Source organism: Streptomyces sp. WAC00040, assembly GCF_056835925.1.
Genome location: NZ_JAKQZE010000005.1, coordinates 241,882 through 268,427, shown reverse-complemented (window position 1 = coordinate 268,427; position 26,546 = coordinate 241,882). Strand labels below are relative to the sequence as shown.

Sequence of the window (26,546 nt, the reverse complement as noted above, 5' to 3'; positions counted from 1 at the left end):
AGAGGGAATTTTGAGCTGGTATGACGGTCTCGTGGTCGCCTGATCGTGTGGGTTTGGGCGGTTCGGGCCGGTCGGCCTGCTTGGTCCTGTTGGGCTGTCTGGGTGAGCGACCGCAAGCCTTACAAGAGCGACTTATCCGATGAGCGGTGGGCGCTGATCGAGCCGGTGATCTCGGCATGGAAGGCCGACCATCCGTCCCCGACGAGACATCAGGGCCGATACGAGATGCGGGAGATCGTCAACGCGATCCTGTACCAGGGCAGGACGGGCTGCCAGTGGGACTACCTACCCCATGACCTGCCGCCGAAGTCGGCCGTCTACTACTACTTCGCGGCCTGGCGCGACGACGGCACGGACGTGAAGGTCAACGACCTGCTGCGCTGGCAGGTCCGGGAGAAGGCCGGGCGGCCGGAGGATCCGAGCCTGGTCGTGATCGACACGCAGAGCGTCCACGCCGCGGTGAACGTCCCTGCGGCCACGACCGGGAAGGACGTGGCCAAGAAGGTGCCCGGACGCAAGCGCGGGCTGGCGGTCGACGTCCTCGGCCTGGTCATCGCCGTCACCGTGCTGGCCGCAAGCGCCCACGACAACGCGTTCGGCATCGCGCTGCTCGGCCAGGTCGCCCCCATCGGCACCATCAAGAAGGCTCTGGTCGACCAGGGTTTCAAGAAGACGGTCGTCGAGCACGGCGCAAGGGCCGGCATCGACGTCGAGATCGTCGAACGCAACCCTGCGGACAAGGGCGCTGGCTTCGTCCCGCAGGCCAAGAGGTGGATCGTGGAGCAGACGCTCGGCATCCTCATGCTGTTCCGGCGGCTCGTGCGGGACTACGAGAGCAGGCCGAAGTCCTCGGAGTCCAGGGTGCGCTGGGCCATGATCGACGTGATAACACGCCGGCTCACCGGCCAGACCACGCCCACCTGGCGCGGGTGACCGCATGGATGACCAGGTCACGCCGCTTCTGGAGCGGATCGACGCACGCGAACGCGAGCTCGTCGGCGATGCAGCGCAGATCCGTGCGCAGATGGACGAGCTCACCGCGCGCCTGCGTGAACTCGATGAGGAGATCGAGAGCCTGGCGGTGACCCGTAAGACGCTCCTCGCCCTCCCGCCAGCGACTCCGGAGCCAGCCGAGGAGCCACCTGTCCTGCCGGCCCACCCGGCCTACCAGCAGATCCTCGACGTCTTCGCCGACGCTGCTGGACCGATGCGTGCCCGCGACCTGTGCCAGGCCCTGGACCTCCCGCTAAAGCCGAAGAACATCGAGAGTACCCGGCACAAGCTCAAGCGCCTGGTCAGCCTGGGCGTCCTCGCCGAGACCGAACCGGGCCTGTTCATCCAGCGCCGCCCGTAGCAGCTCTCCGTTTCATGCCACCCGTCCGTCACGGCTGCCGCACTCGCCATCCGGCTCACGACGCGATCGCTAGTGACCCGTCATGCGGAGCCACTGCATCGTTGTGACGAGCTCTTCGCCGAAGTCCTCGCAGAGCGCGAGCAACTCGCGACCCGTGGACGAGTCGGGCAGCCCTGCGGAATCGGGGAGAACCCCGAGAGCACCGTGGCAGGCGGTCTCGACAGCGAAGTGGCGCGACGCGAAATAGCCCTCGCTCGCCCGGTCCGCCAGGTCGGCGAGGTACTGGTGGTGGGCTTCCTCCGAGGGGTGGGAGTAGAAGGAGCCCTCGACGAGACCGTCGAGGTAGTTCGCCAGACCGGCCGAGGCTTCGACCACTCGCTCGACTTCGTCCACGCCAGGCTTGTCCAGCAGTTCGCCGAAGGTCAGCAGGTTGCTGATGGTCTCCAACTGGAAGAGCTGGACCGTGTCCGGGTCGACTTCAGACGTGAAGAGCGGGGCCGTGCACAGCTCGGCGATTGCTCGCCGGTATGCGCGATCCGACTGTTCACCAGGGGGTGATGCTGCCAGTCGGAACAGCGACTCCAGCACGGACTGGTCGACGCCCCACTCTGCATCCAATTCGAACGCAAGTATCGGCGCGCGCCACCGCCACAGGGCCAGGACGGCCGCCTGACGCTGGTGAACGGGCTTCAGGTCCGCCAATCGCTCGATCCGCACCACGTTCTTGAGTCAGCCCTTCTGATCTATCGTCCCCGCCCGCCCCCTTTACCTCGGGACACTGTAGAAGCCGCCGAAGGACCACGTGACCGCCAGGACAGCGCCTGGCACAAGCCAACTACGGGAATCGGTCATACCGGTTCAGAATGCCCTCTGAAGTGCGCGGGGGACACTCAATCATGAGGTGTCACACCGGCTCGGTGTCACTGCGGACACGGTCCGCACCTGGCGGCGGCGATTCCTCGAACGGGGCCTGGACGGCCCCTCCGACGAGCGGCAGTCGGGCGGCCCGCGAAAGATCACCGACGCGGACCTGAGCTTGTCATCGTCAAGACGCTCGAGGAGCAGCCGAAGAACGCCACCCAGTGGTCGACCAGGTCGACGGCGGCAGCCACAGGCATGTCGCAGCCCGCCATCTCCAGGATATGGCGGGCGTTCGCGCTGGCCCCCACCGGTCACAGACCTTCAAGTTGTCCGCGGATCCGCTGTTCATCGACAAGGCCGCGAGAGGGTGGGGCTCTACTGGACCCGCCGGAGAAGGCCCTGGTCCTCTGCGTGGACGAGAAGTCGCAGATCCAGGCAGAGGACCGGTCCCAGCCGGTGCTGCCGAAGATGCCGGGGCGCCCGAGCGCCGCAGCCACGACTACGTCCGGGCCGGCACCACCACCACCCTGTTCGCCGCCCTGGAGGTTGCCACGGGAAAGGTCATCGGCTCCCTCCACCGGCGCACCGGTGTCGAGTTCAAAAAGTGCCTCACTGAACAAGGAGGTGCCCCCGGCCTCGACGTGCACCTCATGCTCGACAGCTACGTCCCCAACAAGACGCCCGCCATGAAGAAGTGGCTGCTGGCCCACCCACGCTTCCCCCTGCACTTCACACCCACGAGTTCGTCCTGGCTGAACCTGGTGGAGCGGTGGATCGCCGAACGCAGAAAAACGCAAGCGTGGCCTCCACCGCTCCGTCCAGGCCCTCGAGGCGACATCCGTGGCTGGCTCACCGACTGGAACGAGCACCCGAGACCCCCTCGCCTGGACAAAGACCGCCGACAAAGTCCTCGACAAACTCGCCAGCTACTGCCGACGAATCTCCGACTCAGGTCACGAGCCTGGATCGGGCGCCGGCCCACCGTAGGCGCCCCGGCGCCTTGTGCATGACGCATGGTCGGTCCTGTCGCACACCCGCAGGTGTGCGACAGGACCGACCACTTTCGCATGATCCGTCAGATGGCGCCCGCCGCCGTTGACTCGATCAACCGCTGTCGGATGGCGAGGTCCTGCTCGTCCAATGCCCCGTCCGCTGTAGCGCCGGAGGCCTGTTGGCGCTCCGTCACTTCGCTGAGCATGATCCGGATTTGGCCTATGCCCTCCGGCTGGTCCACCGACAGCACCTTGAATCTCGTATTGCCGGGGAAGACGACCGCTTCAGTCGGGCCGCCCGCGGTCAGCGTGCCGGTACGCCGCCCAGTCACGGACCAAATGACGAAAAGGACGTCTCCCGCGGGAGACGCGGCGGAAGCTACTGCAGTCTTGAGGACGGTCGGCTCCTGGATGATCTGGCCGGGGAGGTACGCCTTGGCATGTGCCTTCGTAGCGGCGCACGCCAGCAGCACGGCTCCGCGGTACGAGGGCAGACGACGCAGACCAGAGGCAAGGCAGGCAGCCCATGCTTCTGCCACGTCCGTGGCTGGACCCGACCCGTCCGGACGAGGCTCGGGCCAGTCATCGCAGACAAAGGCCCGCACGGCGACTAGGTCGCATACGGTGTCTTCCTCGGCGCCGTCACGGGTGGTTGAACGCAGGCCTGGATGAGAGGCCAGAGTCCGCACGACCGCCCGTGCGTGGGCGTCGTAACGGCGTTGGAAGGCTGCACGGAGCCTGGCGCGCTCCTTCGGGGTGCTCCTATGCCCAGGCAGCAACGATGCTGTCGCGGTCAGCTTGCGCCGGTTGTTTTTTCCATGAGTACTTCCGCGGTACGCCGCCGAATTCATGGTCTCCTGCTTTTCTCCTGTAGTGCTCGTGGAGTCACCCTGTGCAGACGACGGAGCCTCGCCTCCAGCAGTCGCCCGTGCCTTGGTGGCGGCGCTCTGCGACTTCGAGCCGGACGGCGAATTCGGCTGCCCGGAGACGCTTCCCTCGGCTTCGCTCACACCGCCGTGGGCTAGCGGCAGAGCCCCAGCAGGGGATGCTCCAGGAGCCACTGCTGTGTTCTTATCTGCGCTATTCGCGGCGCTCGAGCGCGGCGAAGATTCGGTGTCGCCGGTGGGAGACGTTGTTCGCCGTGCAGCGACCTGGGTCGTGCCCAGTGCAGAAGCGGGCCCTGCTTCGCTGCCCGGTACCTCGGCCAGGTCCACGCCGAGGACAGCGGTCTGCAGGTAACTGCCCAACAATTTGAGCTGCAACTCGTGGTCAGCAGCAGGAGGATTCGCGAGAACGACCAGCGTCTTGTCCTTGTCCTGCCAGCGCGACCGCTCGGTCCAGAACACCTGGGCCAGGTCCCAGGCAGTACACGAAGTGTTGCCCACCCGGTACGGTGCGCCGGGCTGCCGGGTATCGGGCTGCACGGCCGCGCCGAACAATCCCGGTCGTCGGGGAGTCGACCGCCATGCGGTGAAGGCGCTGAGAAGGCTGTCGGCTTGGGGCTGGTCGCGTTCGATCAGCGCGAATCCGTGCTCGTCGAGGTCGACCGGCGTGAAGGAACCAGTGGACGGCCGCGTGGCAGAGGGCTGCGGGGCTTGACGAAGCTGTTCCTTTTTCGCGCGGCTGAATGGGTACGAAGAGCCGATGTCCATGACCGGAGCCGGACCGCGGTCGGCCCGCCTGGGCGGGAGCGCCAGCCATCTGCCCTCAGCACCCCGGATCGCTACGGTTACCTGGAGATAGTCGGCTATCAGCTGAACGATCCATCCGCTGGCGTTGCCGGCCGTGACCAGCAGCACGGGCCGCCCCTGCCACGCAGGGTGAAGGCGGATGGATTCGCTGAGCTGGAGTGCGTCGAACGCGCAGGGACCCGACCGGAAGCCCGCGCTTGCCGCGTCATGCCGGGCGAAGACGGTGAACAGTTGCGCATCCGGCTTCCACCAGGGCGCAAATTCTGCGGGCTCGAGCGGGCTGTGTGGCGAATCGAAGACAACCCCGCCTTCGATGGTACGGCTGTCGTCATGCGCAGCGGGTGCACGCGTGGGCAGCGCAGCGCACTCGGCCGCGCCGCTGCCCCAGAGTCGGCCCAGATCCAGATCCAGATTTCCGAGCCGCGCGAAGAGCCTGGGGTATCGCTGAGCCCACCGACCGGACTCATCGGTACTTGGCGGCGCGGTCCCTTCAGTGCTGGCCGGGTTTCCGAGGTCACTTGCCGACTCGAGGTCGCCCCGGGCCGGTGGGCCAGTCGCCGGGACTCTCCCGGACACAGGCGGTTCCACGGGGGGTGCCGCTTCTACCCTGGGTCGCTGCCGACGACGCCGACCAGTACCTCTGAGCACCGCAGCGCTCCTTGGCGCGCTGGCGGTGGAGCGCGGAGTGTCCTGTGGCGGGCCGGAAACTGCAGCCACGCGTAGTCGTAGCGAGGCGCCGAACTTCGGAAACAGCGACGTCAACCGCCAAAGGATGATGAAGAACGCAACAGCGAGCAGCACTGAAGTCAGAGGCAGGTACTGCGCCGCCGGCCGCGTTCCCAGAGTTGTTGGGGGAGCTGTTGCAGTAGGTGATGCTTTGGCTGCTGGGGCTGCGACAGCCTGGGACGGGGGAGCGGAGAGCTGCGGTGACGGTGCTCGGGAAGGCGACGCCTCTTGGGGCGTGCCCGGCGTTGCGGCCGGCGCCGGGCGGCGTACCGGCTCGCGTGCCGGCACCGGCACCGGCGTCTTGCGCTGCTCCGGCGAAGGAGCCGCTACGACGGGCGTGCGCAAAGATGCCGGAACTGTGCCGGCATTGCCGTCGCAGTCCCACAGCTGGATGCGGGTACCGTTCTCCGTGCTGGAGTTAGTGTCGTCCAGGCACTTGCCTGGGCTGTCCACGCTCTGGAGCTGGCCTTCTTGACCGATGATCCACTTCTGGGCTCTGCCGCCAGTGCAGTCGAAGAATCCGACAATTGTGCCGTTGTAATGCTGACCCGTCTTGGAATCCAGACAGTAGCGATTGCCCGAGCCGGTCTCCACCACGGAGTACGTCCAGGTGAGATCCCCGTTGCCTTGCTGGGTGAAGGTTTGTACGGAGTGGCCGTCACAGTCCCAGAGGATCGCAGGCGTCCCCTGCTTGGCGGGCAGGCCCATCCCTAGGCACTTACCGGCCCCTGCAGTGACCACATGGATGCGGAGGCGGGCGCCGTCTCCGCCGCTCGTTCCGCCCAGAAAGCGTCCCGAGTCGTTCACCCACTGCTGGCTTGCGTTCGGTTCGCCCGCCGACGCTTGGCTGGCGTCGACCGATGCACAGAGAAGGGCGAGACCGATTACCGACAGCAGGGCTGGCCAATGTCTGAGCCTTCTCAACTGAAGCCTTCCTTCTGGGGACTATGTGGCGAGCCACCCGGACACCGGCCGACTCAAAGCGCGCGGCGCACTGTTCTCAGCTCATTAAGCCGCCGACCCTCCCCTTCCGGAAGGGTCCTATGGTTCAAAGCAGGTTTGGGCCCCGCCCTCGTGCATGTTCCGAAGAAGGCGGGGCCACTCTGTGTGCAGGTTGACCGTGCTGGATGTCAGCTGGGCTTCAACTGGTTGAGCGGGATGGCCGCGAGCGCGCTCGCCACTGTGAATGAGAAATCGACGCCGCGGTTCCACTGCGCCCGGTCGACTTCGGTTTCGACAACATCACCTCGGTCGAACTGGACCAGTCGATGTGGCGAGGAGATCGTCTGAATAGTCGGCACGCCGGCCCTGTGCAGCAAGGTGCCTTCCCCGTACAGCTCTCCCTCTTCCCCGGGGAGCATGACCATGGTCCGTCGGAAGTCGGCGCTGCGAGACGCGCTCGAGCACAGTTCCTGGAGTGCGGGCGTGGGTGTCGCGATGTGGAAATGCGGATCCGTCAGGCCAGTGCTGACGTAGGAGTTCCCTTGCTCCACCCATTGGCGGGGGCCGATGTTCTCGACGGCGAAAGCGGCCACAGCGCGCGAGACGAGGTCCGGCCTTGTCCGTACGAAGAGCGCTGTACTCTCCAGGCCGGCCTCGCCGAGCATGAAGTGTCCGGTCGTGAAGACCAGCGCGAATGTGCGACCGCGCTGGGCGATCGGGACCTTGGTCAGGGCGCGGGCGATTTCCCGCATGATGACTCCACCCGACTCCTGGAGTGCGTTGGGCCCGTCCGTGTGTGTGTTGAGGATGACGACCTCATCGCTCGGCCCCGGCACTACGGACACGAGCATGTCCGTCGTCTCCTGCATGAGTTGGGCGGTGAGGGTAAGGGTGGCAAGTGTGTTCCCCGCGAGAGCGGCGGCCCGCACCGGTGCTCCAGCGAGGCGGTCGAGGATGAGTGTCGGGGTGTTCTGCCGCTTGCGGCTGTCCGGGATCCACTGGTTTGCTACGAAGTCGGGCCCAGAGTCCACGAGCATGACCGCGCCGACTGCTCCTGCCTCCTTGACGCCGTCCAGCATGGGGAAGGGCGTTGCCCATGCGAAGCTGATCGGCTCGGTCGGCTGCAGAGTTCCACCGGGGTCGTACGTACTGACCACCTGTGGCAGGAAGGCCGCGAGAGGGTATACGGAGAGCGGCCCTACATCGAACACCGCGATGTTGCCGCGGAGTTCCACGGCGGCGATCTCCTGCGGACTGCCACTGCCCACGTGGACGAGCTTTCCTGCGACGCCCCCCCTAGATGTCTGCCCGGAGTAGGGGTAGAAGGCCCCAACTTTGACCGGCCCAGCCATGGCGCCGGAGTCGATGTTCAGGGACGTCCCGGTCGGCTGCCAGCGGGTGAACGATTGTGTGGTGCGTTCGACCTGCAGCCCGAGGGACTGCAGATCCGATGCGAGCCAGTCGATGTACGCGTGGTGGGCTGGCGTACCGGTCATACGGGGACCGAGTTCTACAAGCTTGTGGAGGTCGGCCCAGAGGTCCGGGCGGCGGACGCCGGCGAGAGGGCCGCCCGGCAGTGTTGTGGTGACGGCACGAACATTGGCCCGGGCGGAGCTACTGCCGTCGAAGCCGAGTGCTGCGGTCGAGCCGACTGCACCCGCGGCCAGCAACGAGCGGCGTGAGAGTGTCATGGTGGCCTTTCTGAAATCATCAGAGGTTTCTCCGGATAACGGCGGGAGGATAAAGGGAATGATATAGGGGTGTCGGATCAAGTGAAAGGAGCAGCGAAGAAATAAGGGCCCATTCCTATGGGTCCTTTTGTGTTTTTCTGCATTCGAATCTTGGGCATGCCTTTCGGGGGCAATTGGACTTTAGGTGGCGTCACCTTCTGTCGGTTCAACGAGGCGGTGGCGGAATGCGGATCCAGATGGTCTTACCGCCGTCCGGGAGGCGCTGGCTGGTGAGGCAGCCGCGCAGTTCCAGCAGGATGCTTCGGACCAGGGCGAGACCTCTGCCGTGGGTGGCATCCGGGGACGCCTGTTCGAAGTGTGGACGGTCCGGGTGGTGGTCCGTGACGCCGATGGCCAGGTGTCCACCCCTGTCCGTGCGGACGGCGATGGCAATCTCTGGAGTCATGTCGGCCGTGTGCTGAATGGCATTGGTGACGAGCTCCGAGACGGCCAGCCGAATGCCGTCGGCGAGATCGCTGTCGGTGGGCATCCCCCAGGACACGAGAGTGTTGAGGACGGTGCGTCGGGCCATGGAAACCGACGATGGTTCGGTAGGGACGGTGAAGTGAAAATCCCTTGCGCCTGTACGGGTCGGCGGCCGGCCCGGTGTCAGTGCCGCGGAGAGTCTGGGGGGCACGTACGTGAGGTCGGCGACCCCTGTGGCGGCGGAGGTGGCAACGGGGTTCATGTACATGATGCGTCCAGTCCAATCAATGCGGCGGCTGCCGGTTCGACGGGATTCGCAAGAGGGGGTGAGAGGGGGGATTGCATCCCCGTTGCCGCTGAGGCCGTGTCCCGGAGGGAGGGGGCGGAAGCAGCCCGTTCCAATACGTAAGTATTTACTTGGTTTCCACTCTAGCACCTGCCCCCGCAGGGTCAACCCTCCACCGGGGAGCAGGGAGCCAAGAGCTGGCCTGGGCGGGCTCGATACAGCGCAATTGGGCCCGCCCAATTGCTAGTTGGGGGCCCTCTCCCCTGCTGATCAGGGCATACAGTGATCCATGTCGGCCCGTGGCGGCTCAGTCCCCCCGGCGCGCCACGGGCCGCGCTTCGCGTTCGCAGCAGCCACGAAGGGCAGCGGATGCCTCTGGGGTCGACTCCTCCGGCCCCGGTCCGCGACTCGAACGATCAGTGAGCTGGCTGCGGCCCCTCGATCGCCCTGCGCAATTGCCTCAGGGCGTAGTGATTGCGGGACTTCACCGTGCCGACGGGTACACCTATGGCTTGAGCCGTGTCCCCGATGCTGTGGTCGAGGCAGTGCAGGCGCACCACCACCTCGCGGTGCGCCGGCGAAAGGCGGGCCAACGTGCTGGTGAGGTCGTGGGTCGCGAGAATGTCCTCCAAAGGATCCGAGCCCGTCAGTACCTCGGGAACGGACTGCTCGCTCTCCAGTGGCCTCGAGTTGCGCGCGCGCATCGTGTCGATAGTGATGTTCCGGGCGACAGTGAACAGCCAGGGACGCATACTCCTGACCGGAGAGTTCAGGTTCCGGGCGTGTCGCCAGGCGCGCAGGAAGGTCTCCTGGACGATGTCCTCGGCGCAGCCCCGGTCCAGGCCCGATATCCTCATCACGTAATGCAGGAGCGGTGCGGTATGGCAAGCGTAGAGCTCGCTCATGTAGGAATCGTCGTCCACTGAAGAATTGCCTGATCCGCCGCGGTCCGATGGGGCTGGCGGTCACCTTTGCGATACGCGTGACCGCGTTTGGGGAGGCCCGCCGGATGGATGGAATATCGGACCCTTCGGAGTGTCAAGGCGGAATGGGGCCGCGCCTCGTATCCCCGGCAGAAAATGAATCCGAGGACCCAGGAAACCATAGGCCCCTCGTGGGGGAGGCGCGCTTGCGGACGGGGAGGGGTGACCTGCGCGAGGGACGGTGTCGTTGTGCTCGGAATGGGCCTGGTTCTGCCGCAGCCACGTGGCAGCGGTATGGCGGATGTCTCGCCGCCATGGGCGCTGCAGTGTGGTGCCCCCTTCAGAACTGCACCTCCTGCCGGAAGTGATCGCCATGCCTCAGCCCGCCGACTCTGCATACGCCACGCCTGCGCCTCTGGGCAGCAAGGACTACTTGCTCACCGTCCCCGCAACGGCTGCCGCGGTTCCTGTCGCGCGCCACACCATTGCCGACATACTCACCGTTTGGGGCCTGCCGCCCGGTACTCAGGTGGCTGAAGCTCTTTATCAGGTCGTGTCCGAACTGGTCACAAACGCTGTGGCCCACGCCAGCCTCGTCACTCCCTACATCGCTGTGAGAGTACGGGCGGACAGACATGTCCTTAGGATCGGCGTCACCGACCAGCATGGTGACCGCCCCCGCATTAGGCAGGCGCCGCTCTGGGCTTCTCACGGTCGAGGCCTCGCTCTGGTCCGTACCCTGCTGCTGGAAATGCGAGGCTGCATCACCACCCAGCGCCATCCCAATGGCGCCAAGACGGTTTGGATCCAGGTCCCCGCAGCCCTCGGCTGAGCGCTGGCGGAGCCAGCTGGGCAGGCGGCAGCTCTGTGCCGCAGCCTCACGGCCCTCGGGGCAGTGGTTCGGTCCGCCGCTCATTAGGCTTCAGGCATGGGACAGTACGGTCTGCCCGACGCCTTCGTAGGCCGCGCCGCGGAGGTCCACCGGTTGCGCGAGCTGGTGCGGAACGTGGCTACGGGCCGGGGGCGGGCGGTCTGGGTGGAAGGCGAGCCAGGGATCGGCAAGACCTCATTGGTAGCCGCTGGACTTGCCGATGCCGCCTCGCTCGGCTGCGAGACAGCGTGGGCGGCGGCGGACGAACTGAGCCAGCGCTCGCCCCTAAATGTCGTGCTCGACTGTCTTCGGATCCACCCCCGCGCTTCGTCCGAGGGCCGCAAGGGCCGCATCGCCAGGCTGCTGCGCAGCGGCTCGGAGGCGGCGATGATGGGCGTCACCGACCCACTATGGCCTGCCATGGAAGAGCTTCTGGCGCTGGTGGACGAACTGTGCGCCGGTGCACCTTTGATCATGGTCGTCGACGACATGCAGTGGGCCGACGAAGCGAGCCTTCTCGTCTGGCATCGGCTGGCCCGGACGGTAGAGCAGCTGCCCCTGTTGTTGATTGCCCTATGCCGTCCGGTGCCGCAGCGAGAGCAGGTGGACCAGCTCAGGCGCAGCGTCCTCACCGGGGACGCCCTTCTGGTGTCCCTGGGACCGTTGGCCGATGCGGAGGTGTCCGAGCTAGTCAGCAGCCTCGTGGGAGACTGGCCGGTGGCACGGGTGCGAGATCTCGCTAGCCAAGCGGCAGGGAACCCGTTGTATGTACGCGAGATGGTCGACGTCGTCATGCACGAGCGGGAGGCTGGCGCCGTCCGTACCAAGTGGCCGGCACCGTTCCCCGACCGAGCGCCAGCCTCCCTCGCCGCAGTCATCACCCGTCGCCTCGAGTTCCTGCCTCCGGACGTACTGGAGATGCTGCAGCGGGCGACGCTTCTAGGCCACGAGTTCACCGTCGCCGACCTGTCCGTCGTGCTCGGGGGGCCTCCGTCTTCCCTGCTTGCTGGCCTGCGATATGCCAGGGCCGCTGGCGTGCTGACCGACGTCGGGTCGCTCCTGCGGTTCCGGCACCCCCTCATCCAGCAGGCGCTGAGTGACGGCATGCCGTCCTCGTTGCGGGCGGCGCTGCACCGGCAGGCTGCAGAGGCGCTTGCCTCCAACGGTGCTCCCACCGAGCGTGTCGCCGAGCAGTTGCTCGCTGCATCCGCCACGGTCGACCGATGGGTTCTCGAGTGGGTCACCCAACATGCGGTGGCGCTGACGCGCCGGGCCCCGGAGACTGCCGTGCAGTTGCTGCGGCGCATTCTTGAACACCAAGCGGGTGCTAGCCCCGATCAGTTGGATGTCATCGCTGCAGCGCTGGTGAAAGCTCTGTTCGGACTCGGTCGTGACGTAGAGGCCGAAGGCGAGGCACGGCGGATGCTTGCCCACGCCAGGAGCCCGGGGCTGGCGGCAGAGGTGCGCTGGATCCTTGCCCGCGCACTTTTCGGCGCTGGCAGCAGGGCGCAGGCGCTGGCAATCACCGAGCAGGCACTTCGGGCGGAGCCGCCGACCGTGTGGCGGGCGAGACTGCAGTCACTGCTGGCCATGTTCATGTGGGCCGACACGGGCAACGTCGAGGCCGCAGTGGCGCTGGCGGACACAGCCCTCGCACTCGCCGAATCGGGGAGGGACCGGTTCGGCACCGGCTATGCGCTGTGTGTGCTGTCTGTCATGGATTCGGTGCGGCGCGCTCACACCAAAGCACTGGAGCGTGTGGACCTGGCTTTGGAGATCATGGGTGGCGATGCTGACCACAGGGACCTACGGGCATGGGCCTTGGACCGCCGAATCTTCATCCTGCACAACCTCGACAGACTCGCCGACGCCGAAGCCACCCTGCATGACGCCGCCACCGAGCCCGAACACGGTGCGCAACCTTCGCCGCCGATGCTGTATGTATCCACGGCGGTCCACTTCTTCTGGGTCGGCCGTTGGGACGACGCCCTCGCCGCATTCGACGCACTCGTCGACGGGCCGGAGTTGGCCCGACACGGCCTTCGGGAGTACGGCTCGCTCCTGCTCGGTCGTGGTGTCGCCGCGTTGATCGCCGGACACCGTGACGACCGAGATGTGGCACGCGGCCACCTCGAGGCGGGCCTGGCAAGAGCCGCGGTCACACTGGCTGACCGGGACAATCGTGACTTCCTCACCGCAGCCCTGGCTCTGGAAGCCGAGCGTGATGGCGACACGCGACGAGCCTTCGACCTGCTCGTACCTCTCCTGGTTGACAGCCATGGTCGGCAGACGCTCATCCACCAGTGGATGCCCGACCTGGTCCGTCTCGCCGTCGGGCTAGGGGACGACACGACTGCGCAAGCCGCCGTGCGGGCCTGCGAGACCGAGGCCGCCCACGAGGCCGTTCCAGGTGCCGCGGCAGCGGCAAATCGCTGCCGCGGCATGATCGCATGGGATCCAGATCCACTTCTGGAGGCCGCTGACCACTACCAGGCCGTGGGCAGGCCCTTCGAGCGTGCGCAAAGTCTTGAGGACGCCGCCTGTCTCCTCGCGTTCCAGAGAAGGACACATGAAGCACGTGTCGCCCTCAATGCGGCCGCAGAGCTCTACACGGTGCTCGGCTGCGGCTGGGACCTTCGCCGCGCCGACACCAGGCTGCGCCCGTACGGCATCCGCCGGGGCGTACGTGGCTCGCGCAAGCGGCCAACTTTCGGCTGGGAAGCGTTGTCCCCGACGGAGTTGCAGGTCGCACGGATGGTCGCCGCGGGGAAGTCGAACCCGGACATTGCCCTGGATCTGTTTCTCTCCCGGCGGACAGTCCAGACGCACGTTTCCCACATCCTGCGCAAACTCGGTGTGCGCTCTCGTGTGGAGATCGCCACCAAGGCGCTCAGCGAGGATGGTGAGCCGGGGGCAGGGGCATCCGGTCCAAGCCCGATGCCGCATACCTGACATAGAGGCGGCCCGGCCCTACGGCGTACAACATCCGGACGACGTCCTCACAACGCTGCCGCAGTGCTGTCGTGCATACGTTCGATAGACGGTTGACACCCGTGAGGGTGAGTGCTAAACACGAAGAGTCAAGTAATTACTTACATATGGCCTCGGGAAGCGTGACCGGAGTACATCGCAGCTGGCCGGGCTGCTAATAGCCCGCATGAGGCCACCAACACACGCAACCTCGCCGGAAAGCGGTGTGATCTCCATGTCGTCACCATCAATTGCCGCTCGTGGGACCGACGCTGAGCCGCTCCCAGTCGCACTTGATCAGATGATCGAGCGCTATCACCGTGCGGCCGCGGAAACGCTCGCCGCCCATAAGTCGGCCGAAACCGACTGCATCCGCTGCGGCGAGCCTTGGCCCTGCGCGGCCACCCGCGCCGCCGCCTTCGTCCTGGACCTTTGACCCCTTCTGGCGCAAGTAACGCCCACCCACTCCTCGGATCTGCGGCCCCTAAGCCGGCAGCTCCCCTTCTTGCAGGGCCTGATCATGCCCATCGCCACCACTGCGCAATCCGACGCCGCGCCGGTCACCGGTACCCGATCGATATCCGCCCCGTCAACAGCGGCGCAGTCCGCAGTAGCCGTCCAGGGAGCCGGGGCCAAGGAGACGAGGGAGCACCGTTTCACCATGCCCTCCGCGGCTAAAGCCGTCCCCTCCGCTCGTCGCGCCGTGCTTGAGGTCCTGTGCACATGGGGCTCTCGCCCGCCAGGGACCTTGCATTCACGGTCCCGGTGGTGGCCTCAGGACTCATCACCAACGCCGTTCACCACGCCAGTCAATCGACCCACAGCATCGGCGTTATGGTTCAGAGCGACCCCAGTGGCCTGCTGAAAGTCGGAATTCGAGACAACGACCCAGACTGCCCCCATGCCCCGAGCGCGCCGCCCGACGCCACGCATGGCCGCGGGATGGCCATCGTCCGGAGCCTGCTGCTCGAAGTAGGCGGGCGGACAACGACCGAACGCCGAGCAGATGGCACGAAGGCCGTCTGGGCGCACCTACCTGCAGCGCTCACGAAGCGCACGCTTTGGCCGGTCACCGCAGAGCCGGGCCGACGAAGCCCGGAGCTCCGCAACAGTTTGAACCCTGGGACAGGCACCGTTCGTCATAACCAGTGAAGGGCCTCTGCCGGCCGGAGGCCCGGGCGCGTGCTCCGCCGCATGCGTGGCGCATGTCATGCCCTGAGGACTCTTACCCATTCCTACTTCGAGGACCTGATGGCGCAATATCTTCCTTCGTTGGTCTCCTGGTGCCTGGTCCTTTGCACATTGGCCACAGCCGTTCTGGCGGTTCGATTCCGGCGCAGAGCCAACTCCGAGTTTGCACGGAGGTCAGCGCTTCAGCGAGAACTCGCCACGCACTCCGAGGCTCTGTGGCACCTGGCTGCTGTGCGACTCCCCGCGCAGGCACGGTCCGTCTACGACCCGGCGGTTCAGGTGCCGGGATTCGTCGACGATCGGCTGTCGGCGTCGGACCTAGCCAAGTGCCATGTCATGGTGATGTCAGAGTTTGCAAATTCCCTGGACACGGCGCGGGCCCGTGCCGAACAGGCAGCACGAGCTTCGTTGATGGCCACCGTGAAGAGCCTCCAAGGGCTGGCCAGTGAGCAGCAGTTGGCGATCTCAGCGATGCAGGACCAGCATCACGCCCCCGAAGTGCTTGCCGGGCTGCTGCGGATCGACCATACAAACGCGCAGTTCGGTCGTCGAGCGCAAGTGATTGCCGTCTTGTGCGGGTCGTGGCCGGGACGGCAGCGGGACGCCTCTCCCGTCCTGCAGGTGGTGCGCGGAGCGACGTCCCGGATCCGCGACTACGGGCGCATCCGGGTCAATTGCCGGACCGATGTCGCCGTGGCTAGCGAGGCCGTCGAGCCGGTGGTTTTGGCGGTCGCCGAACTCATGGACAACGCGGCGCGCCACTCACAACCAGGCACCGAGGTGGAAGTGGAAATCCGCCCCGCCCACCAGGGCGTTTCGATTGTCATCGATGATGCCGGGATCGGCATGCACGAAGAAGAGATCCGTTCGGCGACCCAACTACTCATGGGGCGACGGCGTCTGGACGTTACGTGCCTGGGCGACCCTCCGCAGTTCGGTTTCGCGGCGGTCGGAGTGTTGGCCGCGCGATACGGATTCCGCGTGGATGTGGGCCAACACTCACCGTATGGAGGTGTGAGGGCAGTGGTGCATCTTCCAGCCGCTCTGCTCGGCCGACCGGACGATCAGGCCGGCATCCCCGTCGCTCCTGCCGGGGAGCAGGATATGGCTGTACGCCAATTCCTTCCGCCGCAGTCTCCGCACCAGCCGGCACAGCCGCCGGCCTCGACGACGCTGCCTCAGCGCCAACGCCGGCAGCCGACTGCCGACCTTCCTTCCACCCCAGATGCCCCGTCGTCCGCACCGCGCAGGTCTGAGCACGACGCGGCCGCCGACCTGGGTGCGTTCCAGCGTGGGAGCCGGACAGGTCGGGACTCCGCTCCGCCCCACCCCGAAGGGAAGTCCCAGCCATGACCTTGACGATGTACTACGACGGCTCGCTCGACTGGATGTTGGACGAGGCGCTGCAGATGCCAGGGGCTCTTCACGCCGTCCTGCTCAGCCGGGATGGGTTTCTCCGGGCCCGCTCCGCGGGAATCGGCAGGGATCAGGCAGAACGACAGGCAGCCGCATTGTCCGCAGTGGTGGCGATCAGCCGGAGCACGGCCGGGTTCTACGGCCGCGACGAGGGCGATCCGGCCCTGCCGTGGCGGCAAACACTGATCGAGTTCGATGACGCATACGTTCTCGTCATCACTGCTGCCGAGGGCTCCTACCTGGCGGTCTCGGCCACTGATACGACGGACCTGGAACTGCTTGCTGGACGCATGCACAAGTTGGTCGACCGCCTCGGGCGCACGATGACCAGTCCGGTAAGACGTGATCTGGGCAGCCGGACATGACTGGGCGCGCACGGGATGGCCTGGTGCGCCCGTATGTAGTGACCGGGGGGCGCGCCTTTCCCAGCCGCAACACCCTGGACCTTGTCACGCTGGTGCGTGCCACCGTGGAGCAGTCGTTGGGCATGCTCGCTCCAGAACAGCGTGACGTGGTGGTTCTCTGCCGTGGTGGTGCGCTGACGGTCGCAGACATCGCTGTGTACGTGGGGTTGCCGGTCAGTGTTGCCAAGGTAGTGATCGCCGATCTGGTCGATACAGGTCATCTGACGACCCGTGCCCCGATCCCCAAGGCCGAGGCTCCCGACATCAACATTCTGCAGGAGGTGCTCAGTGGGCTCCGCGCGCTTCGACGGTGAGGCCGTCTATCTGCCCGACAGTGTGCAGCAGGTTGTCAAGATTGTTGTTGCAGGCCCGTTCGGAGTCGGCAAGACCACCATGGTGGGCACTCTTTCCGAGATCAAGCCACTGCGCACCGAGGCGGTCATGACCCAGGCAGGCGTCGCGGTCGACGACCTCGCCGGCATGGGGGACAAAACCACCACAACCGTTGCCATGGACTTTGGCCGTCTCACGCTGAGCGAGCACCTGGCGATGTACCTGTTCGGGGCGCCGGGGCAGGAACGCTTCCAGAACCTGTGGCGTGACCTCACTTACGGCGCCCTCGGCGCGATAGTTCTGGCCGACACCCGTCGTCTGGAGCAGTCCTTCGACGTGATGGGGCGTCTGGAGGAAGCCGCGGTTCCCTACGCTGTCGCAGTCAACTGCTTCCCCGACTCGACCGTCGTCGACGATGCGGCGCTACGCAAGGCATTAGACCTTCTCCCAGGAACCCCCATGGTCCGCTGCGACGCACGGGACAAGCAGTCCTCTCTCGAAGCCCTGATAGCCCTTGTCGAACACCTCCAAATCCCCCAAGAGGAGCCTGCGTGACCGCCCTTCCTCCCGGCCGTGTGCCTCCACCGGGCTGCCCAGTACGTCCCGCCGGCGTTCCGCTGCACGGACCGGACTTCGCCGCCAATCCCGGCAGGATCTACACCCAGCTCCGCCGCTTCGGTCACGGGGCACCTGTCGAGCTTGCTCCGTCCGTTCACGCCACCCTGATCACCAGTTACAACGCCGCTCTGAATGTGCTGCGCAACCCGCAACTGTTCGCCAAGGACGCGCGGCGCTGGAGGGCACTGGCCAACGGAGAAGTACCTTCGGACAGCCCTGTGGTGCCAATGCTGCGATGGAAGCCCAACAGCCTCTCCTCCGACGGCGCGGAGCACAGGCGGCTCCGCGGTGCGGTGGGCGACAGCCTGGGCCGTGTGGATTCCTATGAGTTGCGTGCCTACACCCAGCGATCCGCCGACATACTCATCGATGGTTTCGCCGACTCCGGATATTCCGATCTGATCGCTGATTACGCCCGCCCGCTGCCCCTGCTCGTCCTGAATCACCTCTTCGGTTGCCCCGCAGAGGTGGGTGGCCGACTGGTCGTCGGAATGTCGGCGCTGTTCGACGGCAGGGAAGTCGACGAGGCCTACGGGGAAGTCGTCCAGTGCATGAGCGAGCTGATCAGCTTGCGGCGCAGCCAACCCGGTCAGGACGTCCCGTCCTGGCTCATGGCCCACCCAGCGGGTCTGACTGATGAGGAGCTGTTGCACGAGCTCGTCGTCGTCATGGGAGCGGGTACCGAGCCGCAGACGAATCTCATTGCCAACGCCCTGCGACTCCTGCTGATCGACGACCGATTTGCCGGCGATCTTGGGGGCGGCAGCCTGCCCGTCCACGATGCCTTGGACGAGGTTCTGTGGACCGAGGACACGCCCCTCGCCAACTACGCTCCCGTGTATCCCGTCCACGACGTCGACCTCGAAGGGACACTGCTGAGGGAAGGAGAGCCGGTACTCATCTCTTTCGCCGCCGCCAACACCGATCCGGCCCTGGCGTCATTCGGCCAGCGCGGAGGCAACCGGGCGCACCTGGCCTGGGGAGCCGGCCCTCACGCATGCCCCGCTCGGTCGCTGGCGCGGATGATCGCGGAGGCTGCTATCGAACGCCTTCTTGACCGCCTGCCGAATGCGCGGCTGGCTGTACCGGGCGACGAACTCGAGTGGCGGCCAGGCCCTTTCCACCGGGCGCTGACCGCATTGCCCGTCGGCTTTCCGCCCCCTGCGCGCCTTCGGCCCGAGGCGACGTGAGCGTGTACCTGCTCCTCGCGGCCGTATTGCCCTGCGCGGGCCTGATCGCTGATGTGCTGCCCCGGGCCGCGTATCGGCTCTCCGTGGAGCCAGAACATCCATGGCGCAGTGCATGTCCTCGCGGGCACCCGCTGCGACGAGGAGTGTTGGGCTGGCTCGGGCCCGGTCGCTGCCGCGTCTGCAGGACACCGTACGGACCAGGACCTCGCGTCGTCCGAACGGCGACCGTCGTCTCCAGCGCCCTCCTCGTCTTCGCAGTAGGCCCGCGGCCCGAACTGGCGGTGTGGCTCTTGCTCGTTCCATGCGGAGTGCTGATGGCAGCAACGGATTTGGCGGTGCGGCGGCTGCCGGATGTGGTGACCCTTCCGACGCTGGTCGGGGCGGCGGTGCTCCTCGGCCTGGCCGGCCTGTTGCCTAACAGCGGAGGTTCGTGGGCCGGTGCGCTTCTCGGCGCGGGCGGCCTGGGTGCGTTCTACTTCATGATGTTTCTACTCAATCCGACCGGGATGGGCTTCGGTGACGTGAAGCTCGCGGCAACGCTCGGGCTTGCTCTGGGCTGGTACGGATGGGACGTGCTGTTTCTTGGTGCGTTCGCAGGGTTTCTACTGGGGGCGGTGGCGGGCTTGGCTCTGGTTGCCCTGGGCAGGGTTGAGCGCCGCACCACCTTGGCCTTCGGCCCCTTCATGTTGCTGGGCGCGCTGTTGGGAGTATCCATCGGCGCCCTGTGAGCGCCGGCGCCAGATACTTGCCACAGGCACTCATGGCGCATGGTAGCGAGCGCTGCCCACAGCCGTAATGCAGGTCTTGATCTCTGACCGCGGCGAGGCGGAGTCCGTTGCTTGGGGCATCTGTCCGCAATTCTTGAGAAGGCAGGTCACCGACTCGGTTTCTCGGAGCGAAACTGGCGTTGCCGGGAGACGCCCATGACCGCTTCGAAGACGGTGGAGTCGTTGACGTTGCCGGGCGTGACGACGACAACCAGGGGCAGGCCCCGGCCGTCGCAGGCGAGATGGACCTGCTGGTCAGCCCGCCCCGGGACGACTCGAGCGCCTGGCCAGCCGTCGTGCGTACCGGACCTTCCAGTTCGTCCCCCGTCGCCGCCCCTTTTGCGGGCGCCGACGGCGTGCTGGTGGGCGCGGTTGATCGTGGAGTCGACCGACACCGTCCACTCCACCGCCCCAACGGAGTCGTCCCGAACCTGGATCTGCTCCAGCAGGCGGACCCAGGTCCCGGCCGCCTCCCAGCGAGCGAACCGCTCATAGACCGTCTGCCACGGCCCGTAGCGTTCCGGCAGGCCACGCCACGGAGCACCGGTCCGCAACCGCCACGCACCTCGTTGATGACCTCCCGGTGATCCCGCCACGGCCGACCCCGCCCATCAGCACCCGGCAGCAGAGGCGCTATCCGCTTCCATGCGCATCAATCAGCTCACCACGACCCACCACAAGATCAATTATCAGACAGATTGACTAACGAGCTCGTGCATGGTTGGCGGTGAGACGTCGAGCCTGGATGGTTGATCATGGTCAGGTGGTGGGGAACGCGACGCGTGCGGTGATCATCAGCAATCGGCGGATCACGGGTCTGACTGCCAAAGTGATTGCTGAACTCGTCGAGGAAATCGGCCCGTTGTGGCAGGAGCGTCACCAAGCGAGGCTTGCCGCTCGCCCGCGGAAGCGGGCCGTGGGCGCGGGCGCGAAGCACCGGCTGGTGTTCATCGACCGTCTCTTGGCCACCCTCGTCCATCTCCGCCACGGGGTCACCCATGACGTGCTGGCCTGCTGGTTCGGCGTGGACCGATCCACCATCACCCGTGCCGTCGGTGAGGTGCGGCCCCTGCTCGCCGAGCGAGGGTGCACCGTCAGCCCCGACGTGCGGCTGCGGACCCTGGCCGAGGTCGTCGACCATCTCGGCTCGAGCGGGACGACCGGCATCGTCGACGGCACCGAGATCCGGGTTCGCCGCCCGGCCGCCGGACACAAGGACCGCGACAAGTTCATCTCCGGCAAGAACAAGCAGAACGCCGTCAAGTCCATGGTGGTCACGGACGGCGAAGGCCGCGTGCTGTGGTGCAGCCCAGCACGGCCCGCGAGCTGCGCAGACATCACCCAAGCCCGCCAGTTAGGGCTGGTCAGGCTCCTGGCCGACGGGCCGGCGGTGGAGATCCTCGCCGACGCCGGATACCAGGGGCTGGGCGCTCAGACCGGCGGACGGGTGGTGACACCACCGCACCGCAAGTTCAAGAAGAACGCCCCGGACTGGTACGAGGAGATGCACGAACACCAGCGCAAGGCACACTCCTCACGCCGTATCCGTGTCGAGCACGGCATCGCCCATCTGAAGAACTGGCGGGCCCTGGCCCGCCACCTCGGCCGCCGCGAGCATATGAGCGACACCATCCAAGCAATCGCCAGCCTGCTGTCCCACCAGCAGACCGTGGACCTGAAGCCGACACGGCAGACGTGAACCCAGGCCACGCCGAAGTTCGCGACGTCTCACCGCCTACCGTGCACGAGCTCGTTAGCTAGTAGGACTCCGTTAGGTTGCTCTGGCTCTTGGGTTCGGGCTGGTGGGGGATGTTCTGGGCAGGGGGCGGTGGCAGGTGGTGCAGGTTCCGGTCCAGCAGTTCAGCAGGTCCTGGATGGTGTCGAGGATCTGGTAGAGGGTGAGTCCGCTGTATCGGCTTTTGGGGCCAGGCGCTGTTCGGTGAGGAACGCGTGGGCGGCGGTGACCAGGGTGACGTGGTGGTGCCATCCCGTCCAGGAACGTCCTTCGAAGTGGTCCAGGCCGAGGCCGTGCTTGAGTTCGCGGTAGTCGTGCTCGATGCGCCAGCGGATCTTGGCCAGACGGACCAGTTCGGCCACCGGGGTGCCGGCGAGCAGGTTCGACAGCCAGTAGTCGGTGGGTGCTTCGGCGCCTTCGGGCCATTCGGCCAGCAGCGTCACTTCGGGCAGGACACCGTCCCACAAGGCCTCCTGCTTGGTGGCGGCGGCCTGGGCCGGATCTTGGCCAGACGGACCAGGTCGACGACCGGGGTGTCGGCCGGCAGGTTGGAAAGCCAGTAGTCGGTGGGAGCCTGGGCCTCTTCTGGCCACTCGGCCAGCAGCCAGCAGCCAGCAGCCAGCAGCCAGCAGCCAGCAGTCGGGCAGGATGCCGTCCCACCAGCCCTGCTCGGCTGAGGCGGCGGCCCGGATCGGCCGCTCGACGGACCTTGCATTCCTGCTTCCGACGAACGGGCTGCCTTTCCAGGGCACCGGCCGACGCCCCAATCCGCCGCATGCACGGCTGGCTGTGGCAGCGCCCCCCAGCAGCCAAGCGGGTCCGGCCCTCGAGGCCGCACTCGACTGTGGCCGTCCGACAGCCCGGTGCCCACGAACCACTGCATCGGACGTACCCTGCATAACAACAACCACACCATTCAGCAACAGCCCCACCCCACAGGGAGCGAACCATGACCAGCAACCACAGCATCGCCGCCACCACAGCCATGCTCCAGGCCGAACTCCCTCAACTGGAAGAGCACCAACAGGCGCTGCAGAAGGAACTGGAGCAGGTGACCGAGCGGCTGGAGTCAGTGCGCGGTGCCCTGACCGCGCTCAATGCCTTGGCCGGCACCATGCTCCCCCAGCCGCGAACCGAAGTCCCGGCGCCCACAGAAGCAGATGTGGAAGAAGCACCCACCGAACCGGCCGACGACCCGACACCTGACCAGGTGCCAGCACTGGCCGCCGAAGCTCTGCAGCCGAACAACACTGCTGTGCCTGCACAGAAGAAGGCAGCGAGCCCGCGCCGCTCCCCGCGCAAGGCTGCCACAACTCCGCACAGGAAGGCCGCGCCCAAGGTGGCCGACGAGCCGGCGTCCAAGCGCCGCCGGACGAACAGGGCCGCCAGCGGCGAGGCGCCCCAGGCCGCGACGGCTCAGCGGACGGCTGCCGCCGGAGCCGTGGCCCAGGACGCCGGCGGGCTCACCGATCAGGTCATCGCCGTGCTGGCCGGCCGACCCGACACCCCGCTGCGTGCCCGCGACGTCGCGCAAGCCCTCGGTCGTGACAACACCACGGGCAGCATCAACACCGTACGCAGCACACTCGACCGCCTCGTCGCCACCTCCCGCGCCCACCGCGCCGGCCGCGGCCTCTACCAAGCCCCCGCCAACTGACGGAGAAGGTTAAGAGAGCACCTGATCCATATTCAGACCGCTAAGCATGGAGCATCGAATTCTCCGGTCAGCTCGCGGGACATCTGTTAGCCATCGCAGTCGATCATCCTCCGGGATCTCTGAGGTAGGGCTTCGTAGTCCCGCCCCAGGCGGCGGTGCTGCATCAGCCCGCCGAAGGTCAGCTATGCGGGTCCATTCCGCAGGACGGGAGAACAGGAGCGCCACCATCCGGCCGGAGAACGAGCAGTGCCCTTGATCCGGACCGGCAGAGCTCCGGTGCGACAAACCACAGACAAGCGAGAGCCCCCGAGGCCCAACGTCACCTCGGGGCTCTCACTCAGCAACTCCAACGAGGCGCTCGGAGTTAACCCAGCCACTGTCCCATTCCCCTCGCGCCGTCGGCCGGCCGCCACGGCACAAGTCACCTGGACGGACCGGTACACAGGTACACGCGTACACAGAGGGCGGTTCCACCAGGGACGACGAGGGCAGCGGTACACACCTACCCACCCGCGCGGTTGGTCTTCCATGGCAAACACGGGGCGCAGGACCCTCAGTCGAGGACGGCGAGGTGGTCGCATCCCCGCGCCATTCGATCAGGAGGAGGGTCGCGTCGTCGCTCGTGCGCCCGCCGCGTTCCTCCTTCAACGTGTCGGAGAGTCGGGCGCACAGCTGCCCGCGCCCCTTCGCGCATCAGCCGCACACGAATGACTCACTCGACAAGACAGTCCTCGCCGAACACTCGCCCGTGCTCGTCGCGCTCCGGTTCAATACAGCATCCGGTCGCCGGGCTGGAGCATGTGTTCGTTGGCCCGGGGGCGTTCACCGCCGAAGCCGACCGGCAGGGTGGACGGGCTGTGCAGTGGCTGCTCGACCCGGGCATCACGGATCAGCAGGGGTTCGGGGTGGCCGACGTTGACCCACGCCAGGGGGCCGGTGGCGATGTTGAGGTGCATGAGCTGTGCGTGACGAAGTGGTCCGGCCTAAACTCCGGGCGACGGCCCGGTCCATGAACGTGGACTTCTCCGACAGAGCCACCTCGCCGCGACGGCGTGGCGGTAGGCGCCGACGGCGACGGTGGCCGTCTTCGCGGCGTCAAGGGTCGTGGCTCATCGCATCGATCACGGCCACGCGCAGGAAGTTGCCGTTCTGGGCGTAGTCGAAGCTGTCCCGGGACACGCTGTAAGCGGGCTGCAGCCCAGCGATCTGTACCTGCGGCACGGTCATCGTCAGCGGTGGCAGGACGGACCACTGCATCTCCGCGGCCACGCTCATCGGTTCACGGCGCCGGGCCTGGATGAACTGGTCGGTGTAGGCATGCTTGGCAACCACCATGTCGGCGACCAGGCTGGACAGCTTGCGCAGGCGGCACCGGTCGTTGTCATCGACATGTCCAGAGTCAGCGCCTTTCGCCCACCTGGTCACGGCCGTCCAGCAGTGGCAGGTACATCCGCGTGCCGTCGGCAATTGGCGTTTCAACGGGCGCCGCCGTCAGAAAGGCACATCCTGTAGGTATTCACCGACGAGTTCGGGGTCGTCGACGATGAGTTTCTGCCCGGAAGCGGCACCAGCAGGTCCTGCGCATAGACCTGCAGCATGATGAAGACATCGCGGCCGCCGATCCAGGTCACCTCCTCCGCGATCAGCGGAGCGAAGAGCTGCGGCGGCATCTGCTGAGCCGGTCCAGTGCAAGCCCAGCAGCCGTTCACCAAAGCTTTCCGACCGGTCAACGGCGCCCTCTGCCATGGCTCCCCTTCGCTCCCGCCGGCTTACCGGGCCACGGTGCAAGCCTGGCAACGATCAACGGGACAAGGGGCCGCAGCCCACCAGCCGGAGGACTCATTACGCCGGTCGCGTCATGCCACCTCTGGGCTCGGCTGTACGGCGATCCGTTCGGGGCAAATGACAGAGCTCGTCCGCCCTGCCCGGGAGGGGGTCCAGCACCACACCGTCTACCGCGCTGGGAACGCGCCAGATGGCGGATGTCCTCACTCGCGAAGAAGCGCAGGTTGGGAAGTGGGCGGACCCTTCCCAAGGGCTCGCCGTCCCAACCCGGTCGGCCCTTCCAAGGTAGGTGACACCATGACCGACATCCGACACACGGCGGGCCTCCTGCACAGCCTCCAACACAATGCCAACTCGGCCGAGACGGCGGAGCGGACCACACCTCTCCGAACCGATGAGATTGACAGGCAGACCGTCTGCCAACGCCGTCACCTCTGGTACGGCGACCTCAAGCCTTCGCTCGCGGGCGTCCAGGTCCACGACTGGTGTGTCTGCTGCGGACGTCCTCGCGGCGCCTAGGCGGTGATGGTCGTCCCGCAGCACATTTGCGGGTGTCTCGGGAAGGATTGATTGACCCTGTGGCACTAGCGCCGATCCAAGACCGGCTCGCTGCGAAGCTCGGCGACATTCCGGCGCAAGTACGCAGCGAGGCCGAGCACGTCCCCAAGCAGCTGACTCCCCCAGCCGCACGGCCGTTCACGACAGGATCAGCGGTAGACATCCGTGCCGCTGGGTGTGCCGGCTGGGACGGGCGGCGGTGAGGTAATGCAGGAGGGCGCCGTAGGTTCGGAGGTGGGACTTGTAGCAGGAGCCGTTGTCGGTCAGCACGCGCTCGACGGTGATTCCGCAGCTGATGAAGGTCGACGGGATCTTGCACCGGGTGCGGACCGGTGTGCAGTGGCGGGATCGCCGGAGCGGTTCGGGCCGTGAAAGACGGTCTATGAACGCCACCGCCTGTGGTCGGCCGACGGCACATGGGAGCGTCTGCTGCAGCAGGTCCAGGCCGCTGCCGACGCCACGGGCGAGATCAACTGGGACATCTCGGTGGACTCCACCATCGTGCGGGCGCATCAGCATGCAGCAGGTGCCGGGACCGACCCACCGCCGGCCAGGGCCTCAAAGGGGGCGAACCAGCAGAACACCAGGGCGAAATGCCATGGCAGATCCTGCTCACCCGCCTGATGGAGGTGGTGCTGGAAGTGAGGGCCTGGGCCGCTCGCGGGGCGGGTTCACCAGCAAGCTCCACCTGAGTGCTGACGGCCGCTGCCGCCCACTGTCCCTCGTCATCACCGGCGGGCAGCGGGCGGACTGCACCCCGTTCCAGGCGGTAGTGGCCAAGATCCGCGTCCCGCGGCGCGGTCCAGGCAGGCCGCGCACAAACCCGGCCTCGCAGCCGACAAGGCCTACCAGGGCACCGGGCACCGGCCGGGTGGGCGAGCGCTGGTCGAGGCGGTCCTGTAGGTCTTGATCACCCAGGAAGATTCATCGACGGGGGACCCGCACCCGCGTGATCCAGCAAGCCGAGAAACTCGTCGCCGAATGGCATGGGAAAGGCGCGGTCACGCTGCCGTCGCGGGCAACGTACTTCCGGCTGCTCAAGTCGCTTTCCGAAGGGCGCCACAGCTTCGGTGCGGCTACGACCCGGCGCTCTCTGGCCGGGCGGCCGGAGGCACCGTTT

At 66.6% G+C, this 26,546-nt stretch carries 25 protein-coding genes and 3 pseudogenes; 16 read left to right on the top strand and 12 right to left on the bottom strand.

What is annotated here, in order from left to right; genetic code table 11:
- Nucleotides 1-102 precede the first annotated feature (102 nt).
- Together MDN94_RS36300 and MDN94_RS36295 are read left to right on the top strand one after the other, a co-directional pair.
- Entirely contained in the window at nucleotides 103-933 is an 831-nt protein-coding gene (locus MDN94_RS36300; protein ID WP_482729902.1) for an IS5 family transposase, read from the top strand.
- 4 nt (nucleotides 934-937) lie between these two features.
- Nucleotides 938-1,354: a hypothetical protein gene (locus MDN94_RS36295; RefSeq protein WP_482729340.1), complete on the top strand. Its 417-nt coding sequence runs from the start codon at nucleotides 938-940 to the stop codon at nucleotides 1,352-1,354.
- A gap of 69 nt (nucleotides 1,355-1,423) precedes the next feature.
- On the opposite strand, the gene MDN94_RS36290 is transcribed toward MDN94_RS36295, so the two are convergent.
- Nucleotides 1,424-2,074 carry a hypothetical protein gene (locus MDN94_RS36290; protein ID WP_482729339.1) on the bottom strand — a complete coding sequence of 217 codons (651 nt, stop codon included), beginning with the start codon at nucleotides 2,072-2,074 and terminating at the stop codon, nucleotides 1,424-1,426.
- A gap of 181 nt (nucleotides 2,075-2,255) precedes the next feature.
- On the opposite strand from MDN94_RS36290, the gene MDN94_RS36285 reads away from it, so the two are divergent.
- Nucleotides 2,256-2,831, top strand: a complete 576-nt coding sequence (locus MDN94_RS36285; protein WP_482730051.1) for a hypothetical protein — start codon at nucleotides 2,256-2,258, stop codon at nucleotides 2,829-2,831.
- Between the two features lie 459 nt (nucleotides 2,832-3,290).
- On the opposite strand, the gene MDN94_RS36280 is transcribed toward MDN94_RS36285, so the two are convergent.
- From MDN94_RS36280 to MDN94_RS36260, 5 genes and pseudogenes are all read right to left on the bottom strand, one after another.
- A complete protein-coding gene (locus MDN94_RS36280) occupies nucleotides 3,291-5,006 on the bottom strand; it encodes a hypothetical protein (RefSeq protein ID WP_482730241.1) in 1,716 nt (571 codons plus the stop codon).
- A 996-nt stretch (nucleotides 5,007-6,002) separates the two neighbouring features.
- Nucleotides 6,003-6,365: pseudogene (locus tag MDN94_RS36275) on the bottom strand (ricin-type beta-trefoil lectin domain protein); the annotation flags it as partial.
- Nucleotides 6,366-6,754: 389 nt separating this feature from the next.
- Nucleotides 6,755-8,338, bottom strand: coding sequence for a zinc-binding metallopeptidase family protein (locus tag MDN94_RS36270; RefSeq protein WP_482730050.1), 1,584 nt, complete (start codon nucleotides 8,336-8,338; stop codon nucleotides 6,755-6,757).
- 124 nt (nucleotides 8,339-8,462) lie between these two features.
- On the bottom strand, nucleotides 8,463-8,984 hold the full coding sequence (locus MDN94_RS36265) for an ATP-binding protein (RefSeq protein ID WP_482730049.1): 522 nt from the start codon (nucleotides 8,982-8,984) through the stop codon (nucleotides 8,463-8,465).
- Between the two features lie 440 nt (nucleotides 8,985-9,424).
- Nucleotides 9,425-9,913, bottom strand: coding sequence for a sigma-70 family RNA polymerase sigma factor (locus MDN94_RS36260; protein WP_482730048.1), 489 nt, complete (start codon nucleotides 9,911-9,913; stop codon nucleotides 9,425-9,427).
- 391 nt (nucleotides 9,914-10,304) lie between these two features.
- On the opposite strand from MDN94_RS36260, the gene MDN94_RS36255 reads away from it, so the two are divergent.
- From MDN94_RS36255 to MDN94_RS36210, 10 genes are all read left to right on the top strand, one after another.
- Nucleotides 10,305-10,763 (top strand): ATP-binding protein, encoded by a 459-nt coding sequence (locus tag MDN94_RS36255; protein WP_482730230.1) that lies wholly within the window; start codon nucleotides 10,305-10,307, stop codon nucleotides 10,761-10,763.
- A 96-nt stretch (nucleotides 10,764-10,859) separates the two neighbouring features.
- Nucleotides 10,860-13,754: a helix-turn-helix transcriptional regulator gene (locus tag MDN94_RS36250; RefSeq protein WP_482730047.1), complete on the top strand. Its 2,895-nt coding sequence runs from the start codon at nucleotides 10,860-10,862 to the stop codon at nucleotides 13,752-13,754.
- Nucleotides 13,755-14,073: 319 nt separating this feature from the next.
- The gene (locus tag MDN94_RS36245) at nucleotides 14,074-14,208 is read left to right on the top strand and encodes a hypothetical protein (protein WP_482730046.1); all 135 of its coding nucleotides are present in this window, start codon (nucleotides 14,074-14,076) and stop codon (nucleotides 14,206-14,208) included.
- 287 nt (nucleotides 14,209-14,495) lie between these two features.
- Complete coding sequence (locus MDN94_RS36240) at nucleotides 14,496-14,924, top strand: ATP-binding protein (protein ID WP_482730045.1); 429 nt, start codon at nucleotides 14,496-14,498, stop codon at nucleotides 14,922-14,924.
- Nucleotides 14,925-15,194: 270 nt separating this feature from the next.
- The gene (locus tag MDN94_RS36235) at nucleotides 15,195-16,316 is read left to right on the top strand and encodes an ATP-binding protein (protein ID WP_482730044.1); all 1,122 of its coding nucleotides are present in this window, start codon (nucleotides 15,195-15,197) and stop codon (nucleotides 16,314-16,316) included.
- Nucleotides 16,313-16,744, top strand: a complete 432-nt coding sequence (locus MDN94_RS36230; protein WP_482730043.1) for a roadblock/LC7 domain-containing protein — start codon at nucleotides 16,313-16,315, stop codon at nucleotides 16,742-16,744. Before MDN94_RS36235 ends, MDN94_RS36230 begins: the two co-directional genes overlap by 4 nt.
- Nucleotides 16,741-17,097 (top strand): DUF742 domain-containing protein, encoded by a 357-nt coding sequence (locus tag MDN94_RS36225; protein WP_482730042.1) that lies wholly within the window; start codon nucleotides 16,741-16,743, stop codon nucleotides 17,095-17,097. The genes MDN94_RS36230 and MDN94_RS36225 overlap by 4 nt, the downstream gene beginning before the upstream one ends.
- Nucleotides 17,072-17,671 (top strand): GTP-binding protein, encoded by a 600-nt coding sequence (locus MDN94_RS36220; protein WP_482730041.1) that lies wholly within the window; start codon nucleotides 17,072-17,074, stop codon nucleotides 17,669-17,671. Before MDN94_RS36225 ends, MDN94_RS36220 begins: the two co-directional genes overlap by 26 nt.
- Nucleotides 17,668-18,924, top strand: coding sequence for a cytochrome P450 (locus MDN94_RS36215; RefSeq protein WP_482730040.1), 1,257 nt, complete (start codon nucleotides 17,668-17,670; stop codon nucleotides 18,922-18,924). The genes MDN94_RS36220 and MDN94_RS36215 overlap by 4 nt, the downstream gene beginning before the upstream one ends.
- Nucleotides 18,837-19,652, top strand: coding sequence for a prepilin peptidase (locus tag MDN94_RS36210; protein WP_482730039.1), 816 nt, complete (start codon nucleotides 18,837-18,839; stop codon nucleotides 19,650-19,652). Before MDN94_RS36215 ends, MDN94_RS36210 begins: the two co-directional genes overlap by 88 nt.
- Before the next feature lie 146 nt (nucleotides 19,653-19,798).
- On the opposite strand, the gene MDN94_RS36205 is transcribed toward MDN94_RS36210, so the two are convergent.
- Nucleotides 19,799-20,245: an IS5 family transposase gene (locus MDN94_RS36205; RefSeq protein WP_482730038.1), complete on the bottom strand. Its 447-nt coding sequence runs from the start codon at nucleotides 20,243-20,245 to the stop codon at nucleotides 19,799-19,801.
- Nucleotides 20,246-20,457: 212 nt separating this feature from the next.
- On the opposite strand from MDN94_RS36205, the gene MDN94_RS36200 reads away from it, so the two are divergent.
- Nucleotides 20,458-21,390 carry a transposase gene (locus tag MDN94_RS36200; protein ID WP_482730037.1) on the top strand — a complete coding sequence of 311 codons (933 nt, stop codon included), beginning with the start codon at nucleotides 20,458-20,460 and terminating at the stop codon, nucleotides 21,388-21,390.
- Nucleotides 21,391-21,551: 161 nt separating this feature from the next.
- Here MDN94_RS36200 and MDN94_RS36195 read toward each other — a convergent pair.
- Nucleotides 21,552-21,926: pseudogene (locus MDN94_RS36195) on the bottom strand (transposase); the annotation flags it as partial.
- Nucleotides 21,927-22,375: 449 nt separating this feature from the next.
- Here MDN94_RS36195 and MDN94_RS36190 point away from each other — a divergent pair.
- The gene (locus MDN94_RS36190; RefSeq protein ID WP_482730036.1) at nucleotides 22,376-23,083 is read left to right on the top strand and encodes a hypothetical protein; all 708 of its coding nucleotides are present in this window, start codon (nucleotides 22,376-22,378) and stop codon (nucleotides 23,081-23,083) included.
- A gap of 767 nt (nucleotides 23,084-23,850) precedes the next feature.
- Here MDN94_RS36190 and MDN94_RS36185 read toward each other — a convergent pair.
- From MDN94_RS36185 to MDN94_RS36170, 4 genes are all read right to left on the bottom strand, one after another.
- Nucleotides 23,851-24,039, bottom strand: coding sequence for a SpoIIE family protein phosphatase (locus MDN94_RS36185; RefSeq protein ID WP_482730035.1), 189 nt, complete (start codon nucleotides 24,037-24,039; stop codon nucleotides 23,851-23,853).
- A 139-nt stretch (nucleotides 24,040-24,178) separates the two neighbouring features.
- Complete coding sequence (locus MDN94_RS36180) at nucleotides 24,179-24,508, bottom strand: hypothetical protein (protein WP_482730034.1); 330 nt, start codon at nucleotides 24,506-24,508, stop codon at nucleotides 24,179-24,181.
- A gap of 50 nt (nucleotides 24,509-24,558) precedes the next feature.
- Entirely contained in the window at nucleotides 24,559-24,753 is a 195-nt protein-coding gene (locus tag MDN94_RS36175) for a hypothetical protein (protein ID WP_482730033.1), read from the bottom strand.
- 811 nt (nucleotides 24,754-25,564) lie between these two features.
- Nucleotides 25,565-25,696: a hypothetical protein gene (locus MDN94_RS36170; RefSeq protein ID WP_482730032.1), complete on the bottom strand. Its 132-nt coding sequence runs from the start codon at nucleotides 25,694-25,696 to the stop codon at nucleotides 25,565-25,567.
- A 31-nt stretch (nucleotides 25,697-25,727) separates the two neighbouring features.
- On the opposite strand from MDN94_RS36170, the pseudogene MDN94_RS36165 reads away from it, so the two are divergent.
- Nucleotides 25,728-25,989, top strand: a pseudogene (locus MDN94_RS36165) (transposase); the annotation flags it as partial.
- Between the last annotated feature and the right edge of the window lie 557 nt (nucleotides 25,990-26,546).